Raw genomic sequence first — 21,962 nt, forward strand, 5'->3', positions numbered from 1 at the left:
GAGAAGTAAAATGGCAGTTTTAAACCCTTTTAAATCAGTAAGACCTACGAAAGAATTGGCAGCTAGGGTTGCTGCCCTTCCTTATGATGTTATGAATAGGGAAGAGGCAAAAAAAATGGTGGAAGGTAATGAATATTCTTTTTTACACATAGATAGGGCAGAAATTGACTTACCAGATACTACAAATCCTTATGATAAAAAGGTGTATGAAAAAGCAAAAGAAAATCTAAATGGTATGATCGATAAAGGAATATTTGTACAAGATAACCAAGCATGTTTTTATATTTATAGACTTATAATGAATGGAAAAGCACAAACTGGTATAGTAGGATGTGTTTCTATAGATGATTATATAAATAATATAGTAAAAAAACATGAACATACTAGACAAGATAAAGAAAATGATAGAATTAATCACGTAAATACTTGTGATTCAAATACAGGTCCGATTTTTTTAACTTATAGATATAATGATAAAGTTAATAACATAATAAATACATGGACTGAAAAAGAACCTTTATATAAATTCGTAGCAGAAGATGGAGTAGAACATATAGTATGGACTATAAATGATAATAATGCTATTAACAGTATATCTAGCCTTTTTAAGAATATAGATAATTTATATATAGCAGATGGTCATCATAGAGCAGCATCCGCTATAAAGGTTGGAATAAAAAGAAGAGAAGAAAATCCAAATTATAAAGGTGACGAAGAATTTAATTTCTTCTTATCAGTACTTTTCCCAGATTCTGATTTAAATATAATGGATTATAACAGAGTTGTTAAGGAGCTTAATGGTTTTTCTAATGAAGAATTCATGGATAAAGTTTCAGAAAAATTTAATATAAGTATGTATGAAAAAGAAGAACCATATAAACCAGACTGTAAGCATACTTATGGGATGTATCTTGATGGAAAATGGTACAAACTTGAAGCTAAAGAAGGGACTTATAATGATCAAGATATTGTTAAAAGATTAGATGTTTCTATTCTTCAAGAAAATTTGTTAAAACCAATTTTAGGAATTAAGGATCCTAGAACAGATGATAGAATAGATTTCGTAGGTGGTATTAGAGGACTTAAAGAGTTGGAGCGAAGAGTAGCAGAACAACAAGATGAAGGAGTAGCTTTTTCTATGTATCCACCTTCAATGGAAGAATTACTAGATGTTGCAGATGCAGGGGAGGTTATGCCTCCAAAATCAACTTGGTTTGAACCTAAATTAAGAAGTGGAATATTTATTCATAAGTTAAAATAAACAAGGGGGCTTTTTAAAATGTCAAGAGTATATAATTTCGCAGCGGGACCAGCTACATTACCAGAGGAAGTGCTTAAAGAAGCAGCAGCAGAAATGTTGGATTACAAAGGAACTGGTATGTCAGTTATGGAGATGAGCCATCGTTCTAAGGCTTTTGAGGAAATAATTGGTGATGCAGAAAAAACATTAAGAGAAATAATGAACATTCCAGATAATTATAAGGTATTATTTTTGCAAGGTGGGGGATCTCAGCAATTTGCAATGATTCCTATGAACTTAATGAAGAATAAAGTTGCTGACTACATTAAAACAGGTCAATGGTCTAAAAAAGCAATAGCAGAAGCAAAAATATATGGAAAGGTTAATGTTATAGCTTCTTCAGAAGATAAGAATTTTACGTATGTACCAGATTTAAAGAATTTAAAGATTTCTGATGATGCAGATTATGTTTATATATGCCATAATGAAACAGTACATGGACTTAAATATAATGATATACCAGAAACAGGTGATAAAATATTAGTAGCTGACATGTCTTCAGATATACTATCAGAGCCTGTAGATGTAACTAAGTACGGACTTATTTTTGCTGGAGTTCAAAAAAATATAGGACCAGCAGGAGTTGTTGTAGTAATAATTCGTGAAGATTTACTTACAGATGATGTATTACCAGGTACTCCAACTGTTCTTAGATATAAAATTCATGCAGATAATAAGTCATTGTATAATACACCACCAGCATATGGAATATACATATGTGGCAAGGTATTTAAGCTTGTTCAAAAATTAGGTGGCTTAGAAGCAATGAAGAAGAGAAATGAAGAAAAAGCTACTATATTATATAATTATCTTGATTCAAGCAATATGTTCAAGGGAACAGTTGAAAAGAAAGATCGTTCATTAATGAATGTACCTTTCGTAACTGATTCAGCTGAATTAGATGCTAAATTTGTAAAAGAAGCTAAAGCAGCTGGATTTGATAACTTAAAGGGACACAGAACTGTTGGTGGTATGAGAGCAAGCATATATAATGCTATGCCAATAGAAGGTGTTAAGGCTTTAGTAGAATTTATGAAGAAATTTGAGGCAGAAAATAAATAGGTCAGTTTTGTAAAAGGGGTAATTGTACCCCTTTTTATTTTTACCATTCATTTAAAAAGCCATATAATGCAGGATACACATTTAAGCTTGACATAAGATTAAAATATTCACTCATTAAATCTTCATCTTCTTCTTTAGTCTTCAATGCTCTTATCATAATATTTTTAGGTGTTTCCAGCGGAGAAATATATTCCACTACAGAAACGTCATAACCCTTAGCTTCAAGCATTAAAGCTCTCATGCCATCAGTTAGAATGTCAGCCATTCGAGATTTTAATACGCCATATTTTAATATATTTTTAAAAGGTTCGTATTTATATTGACCTAGAAGTTCTTTTTGACAGCAAGGAACTGCAATTATGGCATCGGAATTCAATTTTATTCCAGTAGCTAAAGCCATATCTGTAGCAGTATCACATGCATGAAGAGACATAACTATATTTATTTTATTTTTTGGTACATAATCCTTAATGTCTATTGCATAAAAGTCCATGTTTCTATAACCTAAATTATTAGCCATTTTTTTAGAGGTTTCTATTACGCTTTCTTTATAGTCAAGCCCTATAAAGTGGCATTTTACTTTTTTTACTTCTGTTAAATAATAGTTTAGTACAAAGCTTAAATAAGATTTTCCACATCCACAATCAAGTATGTTTAAGACTTTGTTTCTAGGTAATTTAGTTAGCATTTCATCAAATAATTCTACATAATGATCTATTTGATTGTATTTTCTTATTTTATCGTTTTTTATTTTACCTTGGCTGGACATAATACCAATCTCTTTTAACAGAGCATCAGCACTTCCAACTTTTATGTAATAATTTCTATTTAATAAAGTTGAAGTTTCATTAAATTCATTAGTAGACTCATCCTTTACATCTATGTTTTTCATTTTTACATTTGTACTATCAGCTTCTATTAATATGTCGGTGCCTCTTTCACTATAGGTTAAAGTTAAACTATCATAATTTAAAGCTTCAGTACAAACAATTTCTATTAATTTGTTTATCGATATTGAATTAGTAGTACCATTAAAATTGAATTTAATATTTCCATTATCATATTTTCCTATACCGTTGAAGTTTTTTAAACCTGCTTTATAGGTGACTTTTATACCTTTAAATATATCTTTATTTTCACTGAATCTGCTACTTAATCCTATTAAAAATAAGTTTAATTTAGCTACATTTTGCTTATTCATAAAAAACACATCCTTAATTTATCTATTTAAATCATATAAATAATATAAACATATAAATGCTAATTATCAATATTTTTAACTTAATATTATATGTTATAATATTATTTGTAATTTATATAAATATAAAATATGAAGAAGTGCAGGCTTAAATTAGGAGAGGTTAATATGTTAAAGGAACAGTATGTTACTGTAGACTTAGTAAAAGGAAGTACAAATGAATATATAATAAGAGATAAAGATGGAATAACTATAGGAAGGGTATTCATTATTGAACTTTCAGATAAGAATAAATATTGTAGTTTTAGAATTAAATTTTATAAATCAGGCAGCTCAAGTTATGAGTTATTAAAGGAGTCTTTGGAAACATTCTTAAGATCTTTATTTAGAAATATGAATGTATATAAAGTTAATGTCATAGCTGATGAAGAAATAAATATAATGTGCTTTACAGATTTAGGGTTCAAGCTAGAAGGTGTAATCTCTAACAGTATAATTAGTAATAATTTTTATAAAGATGAAATTTTGTTTGGAATTGATTTTGATATTTTTAAAAATGGACACAGATGTAGAGAGTTAGATATAAAAGGTATTAATATAGGTGTTTCAGTACTGACCCCTAATGATGCAGAGGATGTGCTTAAATACTATATAAAAAATAAAGAATATTTAAGACCTTTTGAACCTGATAGAGAAGAAAATTTTTATACATTGCCTGTACAAAAAAGAAACTTGATTGAATCATATAAGCAGTTTTTAAATGGAGATAGCGTTAATTTTGGTGTTTATAAAAGTAAAAAACTTATAGGAAAAATACAAATATCTAATATAGTTATGGGTGTATTCAAAAGTGCATTTGTAGGTTATTCAATAGATGAAGATGAACAGGGTAAAGGATATATGAAGGAAGCTTTGAGATTAGTATGTGAGTATGCATTTAATGAAATGGGGCTGCATAGATTAGAAGCATCTACATTATTAGATAATGAAAAATCACAAAGAGTACTTAGAGCTTGTGGATTTAAAGAACTTGGTGTAAGTGAAAAGTATTTGTTCATTAATGGAAAGTGGAGAGATCATAAAATTTTTTATAATGTGAAAAAAAATATATAAATACTATTTAGCATAATTAAAGACCTTTTTAGTTAAACTATTACTAAAAAGGTCTTTTGAAGTTTTTAGGTAAATAGCAAAACTCATAGATAAAGTTGTGAATTTGTATTAAAAAGTCATAAACTTATCCTTGTGTATCTATAAGTGAAAAACTATGTAAATAGTAAGTAAAATAGAGCAATAAGAGAATAAACAGAGTATGTACTAGTATTATCTAATATGATGTTATAAATATATGATACAATAACACATGTCGCTTGAGAGAGCAGACAGTTACTTAGAAAATAAAACATAAAAAATATGTTGACAACTTCTTAAGTAACATGGTATTATGTTAAAGCTGTGTGATGCAGCAAGCTTAACAAAAAAGAATTTTAAAAAAAGTTCTTGACAAGGTTAAGCAAACATGATAAAATATAAAAATCGCTGAGATGCGGCAAGATCCTTGAAAATTAAACAGAGTGAAAGTAAGATATAAATCTTATTTTAAATAAGCCAGTATTAGTTAAACTAATAAGTTTAACGTCAATAATTTGAGTACAGATTAAGCTTTTAAATTGAGAGTTTGATCCTGGCTCAGGACGAACGCTGGCGGCGTGCTTAACACATGCAAGTCGAGCGATGAAATCCCTTCGGGGATGGATTAGCGGCGGACGGGTGAGTAACACGTGGGCAACCTGCCTCAAAGTGGGGGATAGCCTTCCGAAAGGGAGATTAATACCGCATAACATTAGTTTTTCACATGAATTACTAATTAAAGGAGTAATCCGCTTTGAGATGGGCCCGCGGCGCATTAGCTAGTTGGTGAGGTAACGGCTCACCAAGGCCACGATGCGTAGCCGACCTGAGAGGGTGATCGGCCACATTGGAACTGAGACACGGTCCAGACTCCTACGGGAGGCAGCAGTGGGGAATATTGCACAATGGGCGAAAGCCTGATGCAGCAACGCCGCGTGAGTGATGAAGGCCTTCGGGTTGTAAAGCTCTGTCTTTGGGGACGATAATGACGGTACCCAAGGAGGAAGCCACGGCTAACTACGTGCCAGCAGCCGCGGTAATACGTAGGTGGCGAGCGTTGTCCGGATTTACTGGGCGTAAAGGATGCGTAGGCGGATGTTTAAGTCAGATGTGAAAATCCCGAGCTTAACTTGGGAACTGCATTTGAAACTGGATATCTAGAGTGCGGGAGAGGAGAATGGAATTCCTAGTGTAGCGGTGAAATGCGTAGAGATTAGGAAGAACACCAGTGGCGAAGGCGATTCTCTGGACCGTAACTGACGCTGAGGCATGAAAGCGTGGGTAGCAAACAGGATTAGATACCCTGGTAGTCCACGCCGTAAACGATGAATACTAGGTGTAGGAGGTATCGACTCCTTCTGTGCCGCAGCTAACGCAATAAGTATTCCGCCTGGGAAGTACGATCGCAAGATTAAAACTCAAAGGAATTGACGGGGGCCCGCACAAGCAGCGGAGCATGTGGTTTAATTCGAAGCAACGCGAAGAACCTTACCTAGACTTGACATCCCCTGAATTACCTGTAATGAGGGAAGCCCTTCGGGGCAGGGAGACAGGTGGTGCATGGTTGTCGTCAGCTCGTGTCGTGAGATGTTAGGTTAAGTCCTGCAACGAGCGCAACCCTTATCATTAGTTGCTACCATTAAGTTGAGCACTCTAGTGAGACTGCCCGGGTTAACCGGGAGGAAGGTGGGGATGACGTCAAATCATCATGCCCCTTATGTCTAGGGCTACACACGTGCTACAATGGTGAGTACAGAAAGATGCAAGACCGTGAGGTGGAGCAAAACTTTTAAAACTCATCTCAGTTCGGATTGTAGGCTGAAACTCGCCTACATGAAGCTGGAGTTGCTAGTAATCGCGAATCAGCATGTCGCGGTGAATACGTTCCCGGGCCTTGTACACACCGCCCGTCACACCATGAGAGCTGGCAACACCCGAAGTCCGTGAGGTAACCGTAAGGAGCCAGCGGCCGAAGGTGGGGTTAGTAATTGGGGTGAAGTCGTAACAAGGTAGCCGTAGGAGAACCTGCGGCTGGATCACCTCCTTTCTAAGGAGTCGACAAAGTAGGTAATTCTACTTTGAAGGTTTATTTAATAGCTCTGTTTAATTTTGAAGAATCTAATTCTTCAAATTGTTCTTTGAAAATTGCACAGTGAATATAACTTTTAAATTAAAAGTAAAGCTAAAGGTAAAACTACTTATTATATAAGTAAAAAAACCTTTGTAGATTTTAACTAAGAAAATTGTTGAAAGACAATTTTCACATGAATGGTCAAGCTACAAAGGGCGCATGGTGAATGCCTTGGCACCAGAAGCCGAAGAAGGACGTGATAAGCTGCGATAAGCTTTGGGTAGGCGCAAATAGCCTGAGATCCAGAGATTTCCGAATGGGGAAACCCACAATGCTAACGCATTGTACTGTAAACTGAATACATAGGTTTATGGAGGTAAACCCGGGGAACTGAAACATCTAAGTACCCGGAGGAAGAGAAAGAAAAATCGATTTTCTAAGTAGCGGCGAGCGAAAGGGAAAGAGCCCAAACCAGGAACTTGTTCCTGGGGTTGCGGATAGATCATAAATACTGTGATTTCTTAATTGAAGAGAGCTGGAAGGCTCCGCCGTAGAAGGTAACAGCCCTGTAAGTGAAAGGAAATAGCAGTCAGATCTACTCCAGAGTACCACGAGACACGTGAAACCTTGTGGGAAGCAGGGAGGACCACCTCCCAAGGCTAAATACTAACTGGTGACCGATAGTGAAGCAGTACCGTGAGGGAAAGGTGAAAAGAACCCCGGAAGGGGAGTGAAATAGAACCTGAAACCGTGTGTCCACAACCGGTCGAAGCACTTTTATGTGCGACGACGTGCTTTTTGTAGAACGAGCCAGCGAGTTACGGTATGTAGCAAGGTTAAGTACTTAAGGTACGGAGCCGAAGGGAAACCGAGTCTGAATAGGGCGAAAAGTTGCATGTCGTAGACCCGAAACCGGGTGACCTATCCATGGCCAGGATGAAGCGGAAGTAAAATTCCGTGGAGGTCCGAACCACGTTGGTGTTGAAAAACCATGGGATGAGCTGTGGATAGCGGAGAAATTCCAATCGAACTCGGAGATAGCTGGTTCTCCTCGAAATAGCTTTAGGGCTAGCGTTGAGATTGAGTAGTGGAGGTAGAGCACTGAATGGGCTAGGGGCTGACAACAGTTACTGAACCCTATCAAACTCCGAATGCCATATACTTGTATCTCAGCAGTCAGACTGCGAATGATAAGATCCGTAGTCAAAAGGGAAACAGCCCAGATCATCAGCTAAGGTCCCAAAGTGTAAGTTAAGTGGAAAAGGATGTGGGATTTCTAAGACAACTAGGATGTTGGCTTAGAAGCAGCCACTCATTTAAAGAGTGCGTAATAGCTCACTAGTCAAGAGATCCTGCGCCGAAGATGTCCGGGGCTAAAACTTACCACCGAAGCTATGGGCTCGAAAGAGCGGTAGAGGAGCTTCCTGTATGGAGTGAAGTCGTACCGAAAGGAGCGGTGGACTGTACAGGAGTGAGTATGCTGGCATAAGTAGCGAGAAATAAGTGAGAATCTTATTGGTCGAAAACCTAAGGTTTCCTGAGGAAGGCTCGTCCGCTCAGGGTTAGTCGGGACCTAAGCCGAGGCCGAAAGGCGTAGGTGATGGACAATCGGTTGATATTCCGATACCACCAACTGACGTTATTACAAATGGGATGACGCAGGAGGATAGGATGTGCACACTATTGGATGTGTGTCTAAGCACTTAGACAGATCAGACAGGCAAATCCGTCTGGTTAATGTTGAGGTGTGATGGGGAGTGGCTTTATGCCGCGAAGTATCTGATTCCACGCTGCCAAGAAAAGTCTCTATGGAGGATGTTGGTGCCCGTACCGCAAACCGACACAGGTAGGTGAGGAGAGAATCCTAAGACCATCGGAAGAATTGTTGTCAAGGAACTCGGCAAATTGACCCCGTAACTTCGGGAGAAGGGGTGCCTATGAAAGTAGGTCGCAGAGAATAGGCCCAAGCAACTGTTTAGCAAAAACACAGGTCTCTGCTAAAGCGAAAGCTGAAGTATAGGGGCTGACGCCTGCCCGGTGCTGGAAGGTTAAGGGGAATACTTAGCGCAAGCGAAGGTATGAACTTAAGCCCCAGTAAACGGCGGCCGTAACTATAACGGTCCTAAGGTAGCGAAATTCCTTGTCGGGTAAGTTCCGACCCGCACGAATGGCGTAATGACTTGGGCACTGTCTCGACAACAAATCCGGCGAAATTGTAGTGCAAGTGAAGATGCTTGCTACCCGCGATTGGACGGAAAGACCCCGTAGAGCTTTACTGCAGCTTAGCATTGAGTTTCGATATTGTCTGTACAGGATAGGTGGGAGACTGCGAAACAGGGGCGTCAGCTTCTGTGGAGTCATCCTTGGGATACCACCCTGACAGTATTGGGATTCTAACCGGCGGCCATGAAACTGGTCACGGGACATTGTTAGGTGGGCAGTTTGACTGGGGCGGTCGCCTCCAAAAAAGTAACGGAGGCGCCCAAAGGTTCCCTCAGAACGGTTGGAAATCGTTCGAAGAGTGCAAAGGCAGAAGGGAGCCTGACTGCGACACATACAGGTGGAGCAGGGACGAAAGTCGGGCTTAGTGATCCGGTGGTTCCTCGTGGGAGGGCCATCGCTCAACGGATAAAAGCTACCTCGGGGATAACAGGCTGATCTCCCCCAAGAGTCCACATCGACGGGGAGGTTTGGCACCTCGATGTCGGCTCGTCGCATCCTGGGGCTGAAGTAGGTCCCAAGGGTTGGGCTGTTCGCCCATTAAAGCGGCACGCGAGCTGGGTTCAGAACGTCGTGAGACAGTTCGGTCCCTATCCGTCGCGGGCGTAGGAAATTTGAGAGGAGCTGTCCTTAGTACGAGAGGACCGGGATGGACTGACCTCTGGTGTACCAGTTGTTCCGCCAGGAGCATGGCTGGGTAGCTATGTCGGGACGGGATAAACGCTGAAAGCATCTAAGCGTGAAACCCACCTCAAGATTAGATTTCCCATAGCGTAAGCTAGTAAGACCCCTTGAAGAACACAAGGTTGATAGGTCAGAGGTGTAAGCATGGTAACATGTTCAGCTGACTGATACTAATAGGTCGAGGGCTTGACCAAATAAATTCACTGTGCAATTTTGAGATAACAAAATCTCTAAAATTAAATAAATCTGGTGATAATGACATAAAGGTAACACCCGTTCCCATTCCGAACACGATGGTTAAGCTTTATAGTGCCGATGGTACTGCAGGGGAGGCTCTGTGGAAGAGTAGGTCGTTGCCAGGTTGTATGGTTTACTAGCTCAGTTGGTAGAGCACATGACTTTTAATCATGTTGTCCGGGGTTCGATTCCCCGGTAAGCCACCAAAAGAAACACTCATTAACGAGTGTTTCTTTTTTTATGTTGTAGTATAATAAAAATGATATTGCCGCGGAAATTATAAAAACTGAATTTGTAATAATTTAAGGAGGGTAATTGATGGATAAATGTTTAATAAAGCTTATGAACACATTTAGTATTAGCGGAAATGAAGATGAAATAAAAGATATTATAAAAAATGAATTGAGAGATATTAAGTGCGACATTAAAGAAGATAAAATAGGGAATATGATTGTAAAATTAGGACAAGGTGAAGAAAAACTTATGATTTGTTCACATATGGATAGTATAGGTTTTATGGTTTCCTATATAGAAGAAAGTGGACTTATAAGAGCAGAAAAAATAGGTAATTTCGATTGCAATAATGTATCTCATAGTTTTGTAAGATTTAAAAATGAAACTATAGGAAAACTTTTATTAAATAAGGATGAAATATTTATAGATATAGGAACAAAGAACAAGGAAACTACACTAAATAAAGTTAAAGAAGGGGATACGGCATGTTTAGTAGGACCTTACTTGGAGTTTCCTAACAATGATTTAGTAAGTCCTTCATTAGATAATAAAATAGGATGTTACATATTACTAAGATTAATAAAAGAATTAAAGAATACAAATAGAGAAGTATATTTTGTTTTTTCATGTGAACAAAAATTAGGGGGAAGAGGTATAAGGTCTGCTGCTTATTCCATAGATCCTGATTTTTGTATTATTATAGATTTAGTAAGTGCAAAAGATGCTATAGATTGCTTAAATAAGATTGAGTTGGATAAAGGTCCTGTGCTAAAACTAATGGGCAATTCAATTATAATGCATAAGTACATAAAAAGTATGCTTGAAGAAGCAGCGAATAAAGTAAATATAAATGTACAATATAGTGTGAGCCCCGGAAGTTCTCAATGTGACTTAATACATAATGAAAGACCAGATATAAGGATAGGAGAAATAGCAGTGCCTTGCAAATATAAAAATTCAATTTCAGAAATGGTTTCTATAAATGACATTGAAAATACTATTAGTATTATAAAAGAAGCAATATCAAATTAAGTATAGGGAAAGAAGCTCTAAATTTAAATTTTATTTAGAGCTTCTTTTAGTTTATTCCAATCTTCCTGATACATAGAGTAAAATTCTTCATTTCTATTATAAGTTAGTGCAGAAGGGTGATACATTGGAAATACATATCTTTTTAATTCGTTATTAAAGTAAAGCTCACCATGACATTCGCCTATAGATTTAAAATTAGTTAATCTTTTTAATGGAACATTACCTAAAGTTACAATGATTTTAGGATTAACTAATTCTATTTCCTCATTTAGTACTTCACGAAATAGATTTACTTCTGAAGTTTTGGGAGGTCTATTGCTTATGGTTGTTCTTCCAGAGGAACTTTCTTTTATCTTTATAGGTCTAAAAAAGCAAGTGTTTGTTATATGAACATCTTTCCTAGATAGTCCTATAGAGTTTAGATGCTTTTCAAAGTTTTTTCCTGCAACTCCTACAAAAGGTTTTCCTTCTTCCACTTCTGTTTTTCCAGGAGCTTCTCCTACAAATAATATATTACAAGGAATAGGACCATCACCAGAAATAAAACCTCCAATTTTCTCTTCTGTGTAATTTTCACTTATTTGCTTTATTTTTTGTTTTAAAATTTCATCCACAGTTATAAAGACTCCCTTCATTAATTTACTTTAGCATATTTTATTATAAACTATATATCCTATTATACATAACTATTATATCTTAAAACAAAACATTTAAAACAGAATTGTATTCATACATTTGTCTTAAATGGTGAAAATGATATAATTATACAAAAATCTTTAAAATATGTTTGCTAGGAGTGATACGAATATGAATGTTCCACATATAATGACACCAGGTCCAACTGAAGTAAGAGAAAATGTAAGGTTATCAAGAAGTATTAGATGTACTAACCCAGATTTAGATTATAATTTTTATGATTTCTATAAAGAAACTTGTGGAAAAATAGGAACACTATTAAAGACTAAAAATCATGTGAGAATACTAAGTGGGGAAGGCATATTAGGATTAGAAGCAGCTTGTGCATCACTAACAGAAAAAGATGATAGAGTTTTAGTAATAGATAATGGAATATTTGGAGAAGGTTTTGGTGACTTTGTAAAAATATATGGTGGTGAAGTTGTATTTTTTAAGGGTGATAGAAAAAGAGAAATAGATATAGAAGAATTAAAAAGTTTCTTAGAAACTGATAGTAATTTTAAATATGCTACTGTTGTACATTGTGATACACCTTCAGGAGTATTAAATAACATATCATTAGTATGTACATTATTAAAAGAGAAAGGTATTCTTACTGTAGTAGATAGTGTAGCTGCTATGGGAGGAGAAGAAGTAAAAACAGATGATTGGAAAATAGATATACTAATTGGTGGTTCACAAAAGTGTATTTCTGCTCCACCAGGGCTTACTATATTAAGTATAAGTGATGATGCTTTTAATTGTATGAAGAATAGAAAAAGTGCTATAGCTTCTTTTTATTGTAATTTATTGAATTGGGAAAAGTATTATGAAAATAAGTGGTTTCCATATACACCACCTATAAGTGATATAGTTGGATTAAGAAAAGCTATAGATAACATGTTAGAAGATGAAGATATATTATATAGACATAAAAAAATAGCAACAGCTACTAGAAATGCAATTAGGGAAGCAGGATTGGAATTATATATTGAAGAAGGGTATTCTAGCACAGTTACCGTAGTTAAAGTTCCAGAAGGAATTGATGATAAGAAATTAAGAAATTATATGGTAGATAAATATGATGTAATGATAGCTGGTTCCTTTGGATATTTAGAGGGTAAGGTAATAAGAATAGGTCATATGGGTGAGAATGCAAGAATAGATAATGTGGGTCATGCATTATTTGCTCTTCAAAAGTCCTTAGAGCATTTTGAATTTAAGTGTAAATGTGATATGTGCAGTTGTTTTTTAAGAGAATTTTAAAATTATAAAAGTTTGACTCCACAACTTGATATATTTTGGAGTCAAACCTTCTATTAAAATGTATTACTAGTTTCGGAAAGTACTAAAAATGCTTTCCATTTTCGTAATAGTTATTTTCTTTAAATACGGTGAAGAATATATCTACATCGTTATAACCTATATTATGTATAAAAGTAGTTATGCATTGGGCTACTTTATCTTGAATTTGTTGGCCTCTATCAAACCAAGCTACTTCAACAAAAGGGTATCCATTATCTATTAAGCCATTCTTTATAAATACAGAAGGAATATGTTCTATTGTAAAATAATTTTCTGGACAACCTATAATATCTTTTAATTCATTAATCAATTCAGTACTTATAGGTAAGATTTTTTCTTTATCAATACCTCTTATTTTTATTTGTGGCATTTGAATCATCTCCCATAATATTTTAACTTATTTAGTGAAAAAAACAAATATTAAACTTGTAAATACGTAATAAATTAAAGCAACACTTCCTTGTGTATCAATATGAGTATAAGTAAGTAAATTATATTTAAATTAAAGTAATAGGTATATAAATAGGTTTTAATGATAAAATAGTATATATATAATGTAAAAAGTGTGATACAATAACACATGTCGCTTGAGAGAGCAGACAGTTACTTAGAAAATGAAACATAAAAAATATGTTGACAACTTCTTAAGTAACATGGTATTATGTTAAAGCTGTGTGATGCAGCAAGCTTAACAAAAAAGAATTTAAAAAAAGTTCTTGACAAGGTTGAGCAAACGTGATAAGATATAAAAGTCGCTGAGATGCGACAAGATCCTTGAAAATTAAACAGAGTGAAAGTAAGATATAAATCTTATTTTAAATAAGCCAGTATTAGTTAAACTAATAAGTTTAACGTCAATAATTTGAGTACAGATTAAACTTTTAAATTGAGAGTTTGATCCTGGCTCAGGACGAACGCTGGCGGCGTGCTTAACACATGCAAGTCGAGCGATGAAATCCCTTCGGGGATGGATTAGCGGCGGACGGGTGAGTAACACGTGGGCAACCTGCCTCAAAGTGGGGGATAGCCTTCCGAAAGGGAGATTAATACCGCATAACATTAGTTTTTCACATGAATTACTAATTAAAGGAGTAATCCGCTTTGAGATGGGCCCGCGGCGCATTAGCTAGTTGGTGAGGTAACGGCTCACCAAGGCCACGATGCGTAGCCGACCTGAGAGGGTGATCGGCCACATTGGAACTGAGACACGGTCCAGACTCCTACGGGAGGCAGCAGTGGGGAATATTGCACAATGGGCGAAAGCCTGATGCAGCAACGCCGCGTGAGTGATGAAGGCCTTCGGGTTGTAAAGCTCTGTCTTTGGGGACGATAATGACGGTACCCAAGGAGGAAGCCACGGCTAACTACGTGCCAGCAGCCGCGGTAATACGTAGGTGGCGAGCGTTGTCCGGATTTACTGGGCGTAAAGGATGCGTAGGCGGATGTTTAAGTCAGATGTGAAAATCCCGAGCTTAACTTGGGAACTGCATTTGAAACTGGATATCTAGAGTGCGGGAGAGGAGAATGGAATTCCTAGTGTAGCGGTGAAATGCGTAGAGATTAGGAAGAACACCAGTGGCGAAGGCGATTCTCTGGACCGTAACTGACGCTGAGGCATGAAAGCGTGGGTAGCAAACAGGATTAGATACCCTGGTAGTCCACGCCGTAAACGATGAATACTAGGTGTAGGAGGTATCGACTCCTTCTGTGCCGCAGCTAACGCAATAAGTATTCCGCCTGGGAAGTACGATCGCAAGATTAAAACTCAAAGGAATTGACGGGGGCCCGCACAAGCAGCGGAGCATGTGGTTTAATTCGAAGCAACGCGAAGAACCTTACCTAGACTTGACATCCCCTGAATTACCTGTAATGAGGGAAGCCCTTCGGGGCAGGGAGACAGGTGGTGCATGGTTGTCGTCAGCTCGTGTCGTGAGATGTTAGGTTAAGTCCTGCAACGAGCGCAACCCTTATCATTAGTTGCTACCATTAAGTTGAGCACTCTAGTGAGACTGCCCGGGTTAACCGGGAGGAAGGTGGGGATGACGTCAAATCATCATGCCCCTTATGTCTAGGGCTACACACGTGCTACAATGGTGAGTACAGAAAGATGCAAGACCGTGAGGTGGAGCAAAACTTTTAAAACTCATCTCAGTTCGGATTGTAGGCTGAAACTCGCCTACATGAAGCTGGAGTTGCTAGTAATCGCGAATCAGCATGTCGCGGTGAATACGTTCCCGGGCCTTGTACACACCGCCCGTCACACCATGAGAGCTGGCAACACCCGAAGTCCGTGAGGTAACCGTAAGGAGCCAGCGGCCGAAGGTGGGGTTAGTAATTGGGGTGAAGTCGTAACAAGGTAGCCGTAGGAGAACCTGCGGCTGGATCACCTCCTTTCTAAGGAGTCGACAAAGTAGGTAATTCTACTTTGAAGGTTTATTTAATAGCTCTGTTTAATTTTGAAGAATCTAATTCTTCAAATTGTTCTTTGAAAATTGCACAGTGAATATAACTTTTAAATTAAAAGTAAAGCTAAAGGTAAAACTACTTATTATATAAGTAAAAAAACCTTTGTAGATTTTAACTAAGAAAATTGTTGAAAGACAATTTTCACATGAATGGTCAAGCTACAAAGGGCGCATGGTGAATGCCTTGGCACCAGAAGCCGAAGAAGGACGTGATAAGCTGCGATAAGCTTTGGGTAGGCGCAAATAGCCTGAGATCCAGAGATTTCCGAATGGGGAAACCCACAATGCTAACGCATTGTACTGTAAACTGAATACATAGGTTTATGGAGGTAAACCCGGGGAACTGAAACATCTAAGTACCCGGAGGAAGAGAAAGAAAAATCGATTTTCTAAGTAGCGGCGAGCGAAAGGGAAAGAGCCCAAACCAGGAACTTGTTCCTGGGGTTGCGGATAGATCATAAATACTGTGATTTCTTAATTGAAGAGAGCTGGAAGGCTCCGCCGTAGAAGGTAACAGCCCTGTAAGTGAAAGGAAATAGCAGTCAGATCTACTCCAGAGTACCACGAGACACGTGAAACCTTGTGGGAAGCAGGGAGGACCACCTCCCAAGGCTAAATACTAACTGGTGACCGATAGTGAAGCAGTACCGTGAGGGAAAGGTGAAAAGAACCCCGGAAGGGGAGTGAAATAGAACCTGAAACCGTGTGTCCACAACCGGTCGAAGCACTTTTATGTGCGACGACGTGCTTTTTGTAGAACGAGCCAGCGAGTTACGGTATGTAGCAAGGTTAAGTACTTAAGGTACGGAGCCGAAGGGAAACCGAGTCTGAATAGGGCGAAAAGTTGCATGTCGTAGACCCGAAACCGGGTGACCTATCCATGGCCAGGATGAAGCGGAAGTAAAATTCCGTGGAGGTCCGAACCACGTTGGTGTTGAAAAACCATGGGATGAGCTGTGGATAGCGGAGAAATTCCAATCGAACTCGGAGATAGCTGGTTCTCCTCGAAATAGCTTTAGGGCTAGCGTTGAGATTGAGTAGTGGAGGTAGAGCACTGAATGGGCTAGGGGCTGACAACAGTTACTGAACCCTATCAAACTCCGAATGCCATATACTTGTATCTCAGCAGTCAGACTGCGAATGATAAGATCCGTAGTCAAAAGGGAAACAGCCCAGATCATCAGCTAAGGTCCCAAAGTGTAAGTTAAGTGGAAAAGGATGTGGGATTTCTAAGACAACTAGGATGTTGGCTTAGAAGCAGCCACTCATTTAAAGAGTGCGTAATAGCTCACTAGTCAAGAGATCCTGCGCCGAAGATGTCCGGGGCTAAAACTTACCACCGAAGCTATGGGCTCGAAAGAGCGGTAGAGGAGCTTCCTGTATGGAGTGAAGTCGTACCGAAAGGAGCGGTGGACTGTACAGGAGTGAGTATGCTGGCATAAGTAGCGAGAAATAAGTGAGAATCTTATTGGTCGAAAACCTAAGGTTTCCTGAGGAAGGCTCGTCCGCTCAGGGTTAGTCGGGACCTAAGCCGAGGCCGAAAGGCGTAGGTGATGGACAATCGGTTGATATTCCGATACCACCAACTGACGTTATTACAAATGGGATGACGCAGGAGGATAGGATGTGCACACTATTGGATGTGTGTCTAAGCACTTAGACAGATCAGACAGGCAAATCCGTCTGGTTAATGTTGAGGTGTGATGGGGAGTGGCTTTATGCCGCGAAGTATCTGATTCCACGCTGCCAAGAAAAGTCTCTATGGAGGATGTTGGTGCCCGTACCGCAAACCGACACAGGTAGGTGAGGAGAGAATCCTAAGACCATCGGAAGAATTGTTGTCAAGGAACTCGGCAAATTGACCCCGTAACTTCGGGAGAAGGGGTGCCTATGAAAGTAGGTCGCAGAGAATAGGCCCAAGCAACTGTTTAGCAAAAACACAGGTCTCTGCTAAAGCGAAAGCTGAAGTATAGGGGCTGACGCCTGCCCGGTGCTGGAAGGTTAAGGGGAATACTTAGCGCAAGCGAAGGTATGAACTTAAGCCCCAGTAAACGGCGGCCGTAACTATAACGGTCCTAAGGTAGCGAAATTCCTTGTCGGGTAAGTTCCGACCCGCACGAATGGCGTAATGACTTGGGCACTGTCTCGACAACAAATCCGGCGAAATTGTAGTGCAAGTGAAGATGCTTGCTACCCGCGATTGGACGGAAAGACCCCGTAGAGCTTTACTGCAGCTTAGCATTGAGTTTCGATATTGTCTGTACAGGATAGGTGGGAGACTGCGAAACAGGGGCGTCAGCTTCTGTGGAGTCATCCTTGGGATACCACCCTGACAGTATTGGGATTCTAACCGGCGGCCATGAAACTGGTCACGGGACATTGTTAGGTGGGCAGTTTGACTGGGGCGGTCGCCTCCAAAAAAGTAACGGAGGCGCCCAAAGGTTCCCTCAGAACGGTTGGAAATCGTTCGAAGAGTGCAAAGGCAGAAGGGAGCCTGACTGCGACACATACAGGTGGAGCAGGGACGAAAGTCGGGCTTAGTGATCCGGTGGTTCCTCGTGGGAGGGCCATCGCTCAACGGATAAAAGCTACCTCGGGGATAACAGGCTGATCTCCCCCAAGAGTCCACATCGACGGGGAGGTTTGGCACCTCGATGTCGGCTCGTCGCATCCTGGGGCTGAAGTAGGTCCCAAGGGTTGGGCTGTTCGCCCATTAAAGCGGCACGCGAGCTGGGTTCAGAACGTCGTGAGACAGTTCGGTCCCTATCCGTCGCGGGCGTAGGAAATTTGAGAGGAGCTGTCCTTAGTACGAGAGGACCGGGATGGACTGACCTCTGGTGTACCAGTTGTTCCGCCAGGAGCATGGCTGGGTAGCTATGTCGGGACGGGATAAACGCTGAAAGCATCTAAGCGTGAAACCCACCTCAAGATTAGATTTCCCATAGCGTAAGCTAGTAAGACCCCTTGAAGAACACAAGGTTGATAGGTCAGAGGTGTAAGCATGGTAACATGTTCAGCTGACTGATACTAATAGGTCGAGGGCTTGACCAAAATAAATTCACTGTGCAATTTTGAGATAACAAAATCTCTAAAATTAAATAAGAATATCTGGTGATAATGACATAAAGGTAACACCCGTTCCCATTCCGAACACGATGGTTAAGCTTTATAGTGCCGATGGTACTGCAGGGGAGGCTCTGTGGAAGAGTAGGTCGTTGCCAGGTAAGATTTGGCTGGATAGCTCAGTCGGTAGAGCAGAGGACTGAAAATCCTCGTGTCCCTGGTTCGATTCCTGGTCCAGCCACCAAAAACCTTAGGTGTTTCCTAAGGTTTTTTTACATATATAAATATACTTATTAATAAATTAAAGGGTATAAATATATAGAAAAAAATTTAAAAATATGTCATAATTATTTATGGCAAACAAAATAATATTTTTAAGGAGAAAAAGTATGGATAACAAGGTATTAGCAGTTGTAAATGGAAAAGAAATAACACAAGTTGATTTAGATTCAACAATTAAGAGATTTCCTAATGAAAGACAAGGATATTTACAAACTGAAGCAGGCAAAAAACAGTTATTAGAAGAAATAGTATCTTTTGAGCTTATTTATAATTATGCAAAAGATAATAATATGGAAAATGACAGTGATTATATTGCTCAGCTTGAAATGGCTAAAAAAGAAATTTTAACTCAAACAGCTATAGCTAAAGTTATGCAGCAGGTTTCTATAGAAGATAAAGAAGTAGAAGATTATTATAATGCAAATAAAGAAAATTTTAAAGAGCCTGAAACTGTAAGTGCAAAACACATTCTTGTAGAATCTGAAGAAAAAGCAAAAGAAATAGCAGAAGAAATAAATGCTGGCACTACTTTTGAGGATGCTGCAAAAAAATATTCTTCATGTCCATCAAAAGAACAAGGTGGAAATCTTGGAAAGTTTGGTAGAGGACAAATGGTACCTGAATTTGAAGAAGCAGCTTTTGCTTTAGAGATAGGAACATTAAGTGCACCTGTTAAAACTCAATTTGGATATCATTTAATAAAGGTTGAAGATAAATCTAAGGGAGCAGTAAAATCATTTGAAGAAGTAAAAAATTCTATTAAAAGTAGATTATTACAAGAAAGACAATCTTTTAAGTATACACAGTTAAATAAAGATCTTAGACAGAAGTATGATGTACAAATTAATAATTAGAACATATTAAAAAATTTAGGGGATGCTAGCAAAGTTAGCATCCTATTGTTTTGTAGTAATTTAATTCAGTGAAAATATTACTTTTATAGTTAATAATTTTAGAATATATCTATTTAATAAATTACATAAACTTGTCCTAGAGTATCATTATGTAATATACGTAGTTATTACAAAGAAAATAGTGTATAGTGTATTTAATTTAAAATAAATACAAATAATATTAAAGCAAGAAGTATTGTAGGATGTTAATATAATAAACGTTGTCAGATAAGACAGCAATTGTTTAGGACAAATGTAAATAGGTATAGAGATTTTTTATTTTCATATATTGATTGATAGTTTTTTAGTTAATTTTATGGAAATAAAAAAGTTTAAAAATCTATTGACAAGAACTTAAATAATGTGGTATTATGTTAAAGCTGTGTGATGCAGCAAGCTTAACAAAAAAGAATCTGAAAAAAGTTCTTGACAAGGTTAAGCAAACATGATAAGATGTAAAAGTCGCTGAGATGCGGCAAGATCCTTGAAAATTAAACAGAGTGAAAGTAAGATATAAATCTTATTTTAAATAAGCCAGTATTAGTTAAACTAACAAGTTTAACGTCAATAATTTGAGTACAGATTAAACTTTTAAATTGAGAGTTTGATCCTGGCTCAGGACGAACGCTGGCGGCGTGCTTAACACATGCAAGTCGAGCGATGAAATCCCTTCGGGGATGGATTAGCGGCGGACGGGTGAGTAACACGTGGGCAACCTGCCTCAAAGTGGGGGATAGCCTTCCGAAAGGGAGATTAATACCGCATAACATTAGTTTTTCACATGAATTACTAATTAAAGGAGTAATCCGCTTTGAGATGGGCCCGCGGCGCATTAGCTAGTTGGTGAGGTAACGGCTCACCAAGGCCACGATGCGTAGCCGACCTGAGAGGGTGATCGGCCACATTGGAACTGAGACACGGTCCAGACTCCTACGGGAGGCAGCAGTGGGGAATATTGCACAATGGGCGAAAGCCTGATGCAGCAACGCCGCGTGAGTGATGAAGGCCTTCGGGTTGTAAAGCTCTGTCTTTGGGGACGATAATGACGGTACCCAAGGAGGAAGCCACGGCTAACTACGTGCCAGCAGCCGCGGTAATACGTAGGTGGCGAGCGTTGTCCGGATTTACTGGGCGTAAAGGATGCGTAGGCGGATGTTTAAGTCAGATGTGAAAATCCCGAGCTTAACTTGGGAACTGCATTTGAAACTGGATATCTAGAGTGCGGGAGAGGAGAATGGAATTCCTAGTGTAGCGGTGAAATGCGTAGAGATTAGGAAGAACACCAGTGGCGAAGGCGATTCTCTGGACCGTAACTGACGCTGAGGCATGAAAGCGTGGGTAGCAAACAGGATTAGATACCCTGGTAGTCCACGCCGTAAACGATGAATACTAGGTGTAGGAGGTATCGACTCCTTCTGTGCCGCAGCTAACGCAATAAGTATTCCGCCTGGGAAGTACGATCGCAAGATTAAAACTCAAAGGAATTGACGGGGGCCCGCACAAGCAGCGGAGCATGTGGTTTAATTCGAAGCAACGCGAAGAACCTTACCTAGACTTGACATCCCCTGAATTACCTGTAATGAGGGAAGCCCTTCGGGGCAGGGAGACAGGTGGTGCATGGTTGTCGTCAGCTCGTGTCGTGAGATGTTAGGTTAAGTCCTGCAACGAGCGCAACCCTTATCATTAGTTGCTACCATTAAGTTGAGCACTCTAGTGAGACTGCCCGGGTTAACCGGGAGGAAGGTGGGGATGACGTCAAATCATCATGCCCCTTATGTCTAGGGCTACACACGTGCTACAATGGTGAGTACAGAAAGATGCAAGACCGTGAGGTGGAGCAAAACTTTTAAAACTCATCTCAGTTCGGATTGTAGGCTGAAACTCGCCTACATGAAGCTGGAGTTGCTAGTAATCGCGAATCAGCATGTCGCGGTGAATACGTTCCCGGGCCTTGTACACACCGCCCGTCACACCATGAGAGCTGGCAACACCCGAAGTCCGTGAGGTAACCGTAAGGAGCCAGCGGCCGAAGGTGGGGTTAGTAATTGGGGTGAAGTCGTAACAAGGTAGCCGTAGGAGAACCTGCGGCTGGATCACCTCCTTTCTAAGG

Annotated in this window: 9 protein-coding genes, 2 tRNA genes and 7 rRNA genes; 15 read left to right on the forward strand and 3 right to left on the reverse strand. The window is 39.1% G+C overall.

What is annotated here, in order from left to right; translation table 11 throughout:
• Positions 1 to 10: 10 nt before the first annotated feature.
• Complete coding sequence (locus tag Q6H37_RS00250) at positions 11 to 1,261, forward strand: DUF1015 domain-containing protein (RefSeq protein WP_318738644.1); 1,251 nt, start codon at positions 11 to 13, stop codon at positions 1,259 to 1,261.
• A gap of 18 nt (positions 1,262 to 1,279) precedes the next feature.
• Positions 1,280 to 2,362 carry a 3-phosphoserine/phosphohydroxythreonine transaminase gene (gene serC, locus Q6H37_RS00255; protein WP_318738645.1) on the forward strand — a complete coding sequence of 361 codons (1,083 nt, stop codon included), beginning with the start codon at positions 1,280 to 1,282 and terminating at the stop codon, positions 2,360 to 2,362.
• Positions 2,363 to 2,402: 40 nt separating this feature from the next.
• Here the strand turns inward: serC and Q6H37_RS00260 are convergent, their stop codons facing one another.
• A complete protein-coding gene (locus Q6H37_RS00260) occupies positions 2,403 to 3,563 on the reverse strand; it encodes an SAM-dependent methyltransferase (RefSeq protein ID WP_318738646.1) in 1,161 nt (386 codons plus the stop codon).
• A 165-nt stretch (positions 3,564 to 3,728) separates the two neighbouring features.
• On the opposite strand from Q6H37_RS00260, the gene Q6H37_RS00265 reads away from it, so the two are divergent.
• From Q6H37_RS00265 to Q6H37_RS00290, 6 genes are all read left to right on the forward strand, one after another.
• The gene (locus Q6H37_RS00265; protein WP_318738647.1) at positions 3,729 to 4,673 is read left to right on the forward strand and encodes a GNAT family protein; all 945 of its coding nucleotides are present in this window, start codon (positions 3,729 to 3,731) and stop codon (positions 4,671 to 4,673) included.
• Between the two features lie 553 nt (positions 4,674 to 5,226).
• Positions 5,227 to 6,738: ribosomal RNA gene (locus Q6H37_RS00270) — 16S ribosomal RNA — on the forward strand.
• A 223-nt stretch (positions 6,739 to 6,961) separates the two neighbouring features.
• A 23S ribosomal RNA gene (locus Q6H37_RS00275) occupies positions 6,962 to 9,860 on the forward strand.
• A 51-nt stretch (positions 9,861 to 9,911) separates the two neighbouring features.
• Positions 9,912 to 10,028 (forward strand): 5S ribosomal RNA (rrf, locus tag Q6H37_RS00280).
• Together the 16S, 23S and 5S rRNA genes with 1 tRNA gene alongside form the textbook arrangement of a ribosomal RNA operon.
• 5 nt (positions 10,029 to 10,033) lie before the next feature.
• Positions 10,034 to 10,109, forward strand: a tRNA-Lys gene (locus Q6H37_RS00285).
• A 112-nt stretch (positions 10,110 to 10,221) separates the two neighbouring features.
• Positions 10,222 to 11,169, forward strand: coding sequence for a M42 family peptidase (locus Q6H37_RS00290; protein ID WP_318738648.1), 948 nt, complete (start codon positions 10,222 to 10,224; stop codon positions 11,167 to 11,169).
• Between the two features lie 23 nt (positions 11,170 to 11,192).
• On the opposite strand, the gene Q6H37_RS00295 is transcribed toward Q6H37_RS00290, so the two are convergent.
• Positions 11,193 to 11,804, reverse strand: a complete 612-nt coding sequence (locus Q6H37_RS00295) for a uracil-DNA glycosylase (protein WP_412523896.1) — start codon at positions 11,802 to 11,804, stop codon at positions 11,193 to 11,195.
• A 172-nt stretch (positions 11,805 to 11,976) separates the two neighbouring features.
• Here Q6H37_RS00295 and Q6H37_RS00300 point away from each other — a divergent pair, with 172 nt between their 5' ends.
• A complete protein-coding gene (locus tag Q6H37_RS00300; protein WP_318738649.1) occupies positions 11,977 to 13,110 on the forward strand; it encodes an alanine--glyoxylate aminotransferase family protein in 1,134 nt (377 codons plus the stop codon).
• Between the two features lie 82 nt (positions 13,111 to 13,192).
• Here Q6H37_RS00300 and Q6H37_RS00305 read toward each other — a convergent pair whose 3' ends face one another.
• Positions 13,193 to 13,519 (reverse strand): DUF1904 domain-containing protein, encoded by a 327-nt coding sequence (locus Q6H37_RS00305; RefSeq protein ID WP_318738650.1) that lies wholly within the window; start codon positions 13,517 to 13,519, stop codon positions 13,193 to 13,195.
• 512 nt (positions 13,520 to 14,031) lie between these two features.
• Between Q6H37_RS00305 and Q6H37_RS00310 the strand changes: the two genes are divergently transcribed.
• The 6 genes from Q6H37_RS00310 (at position 14,032) to Q6H37_RS00335 (ending at position 21,956) form a co-directional block, all read left to right on the forward strand.
• A 16S ribosomal RNA gene (locus Q6H37_RS00310) occupies positions 14,032 to 15,543 on the forward strand.
• A gap of 223 nt (positions 15,544 to 15,766) precedes the next feature.
• Positions 15,767 to 18,665 (forward strand): 23S ribosomal RNA (locus Q6H37_RS00315).
• Positions 18,666 to 18,721: 56 nt separating this feature from the next.
• Positions 18,722 to 18,838: ribosomal RNA gene (rrf, locus tag Q6H37_RS00320) — 5S ribosomal RNA — on the forward strand.
• Between the two features lie 7 nt (positions 18,839 to 18,845).
• Positions 18,846 to 18,921: transfer RNA gene (locus Q6H37_RS00325), tRNA-Phe, on the forward strand.
• A 145-nt stretch (positions 18,922 to 19,066) separates the two neighbouring features.
• Positions 19,067 to 19,813: a peptidylprolyl isomerase gene (locus tag Q6H37_RS00330; RefSeq protein ID WP_318738651.1), complete on the forward strand. Its 747-nt coding sequence runs from the start codon at positions 19,067 to 19,069 to the stop codon at positions 19,811 to 19,813.
• A gap of 631 nt (positions 19,814 to 20,444) precedes the next feature.
• Positions 20,445 to 21,956 (forward strand): 16S ribosomal RNA (locus Q6H37_RS00335).
• Positions 21,957 to 21,962: the final 6 nt, after the last annotated feature.

Source organism: Clostridium sp. JS66 (assembly GCF_033561535.1).
GTDB classification, from domain to species: domain Bacteria; phylum Bacillota; class Clostridia; order Clostridiales; family Clostridiaceae; genus Clostridium_AM; species Clostridium_AM carboxidivorans.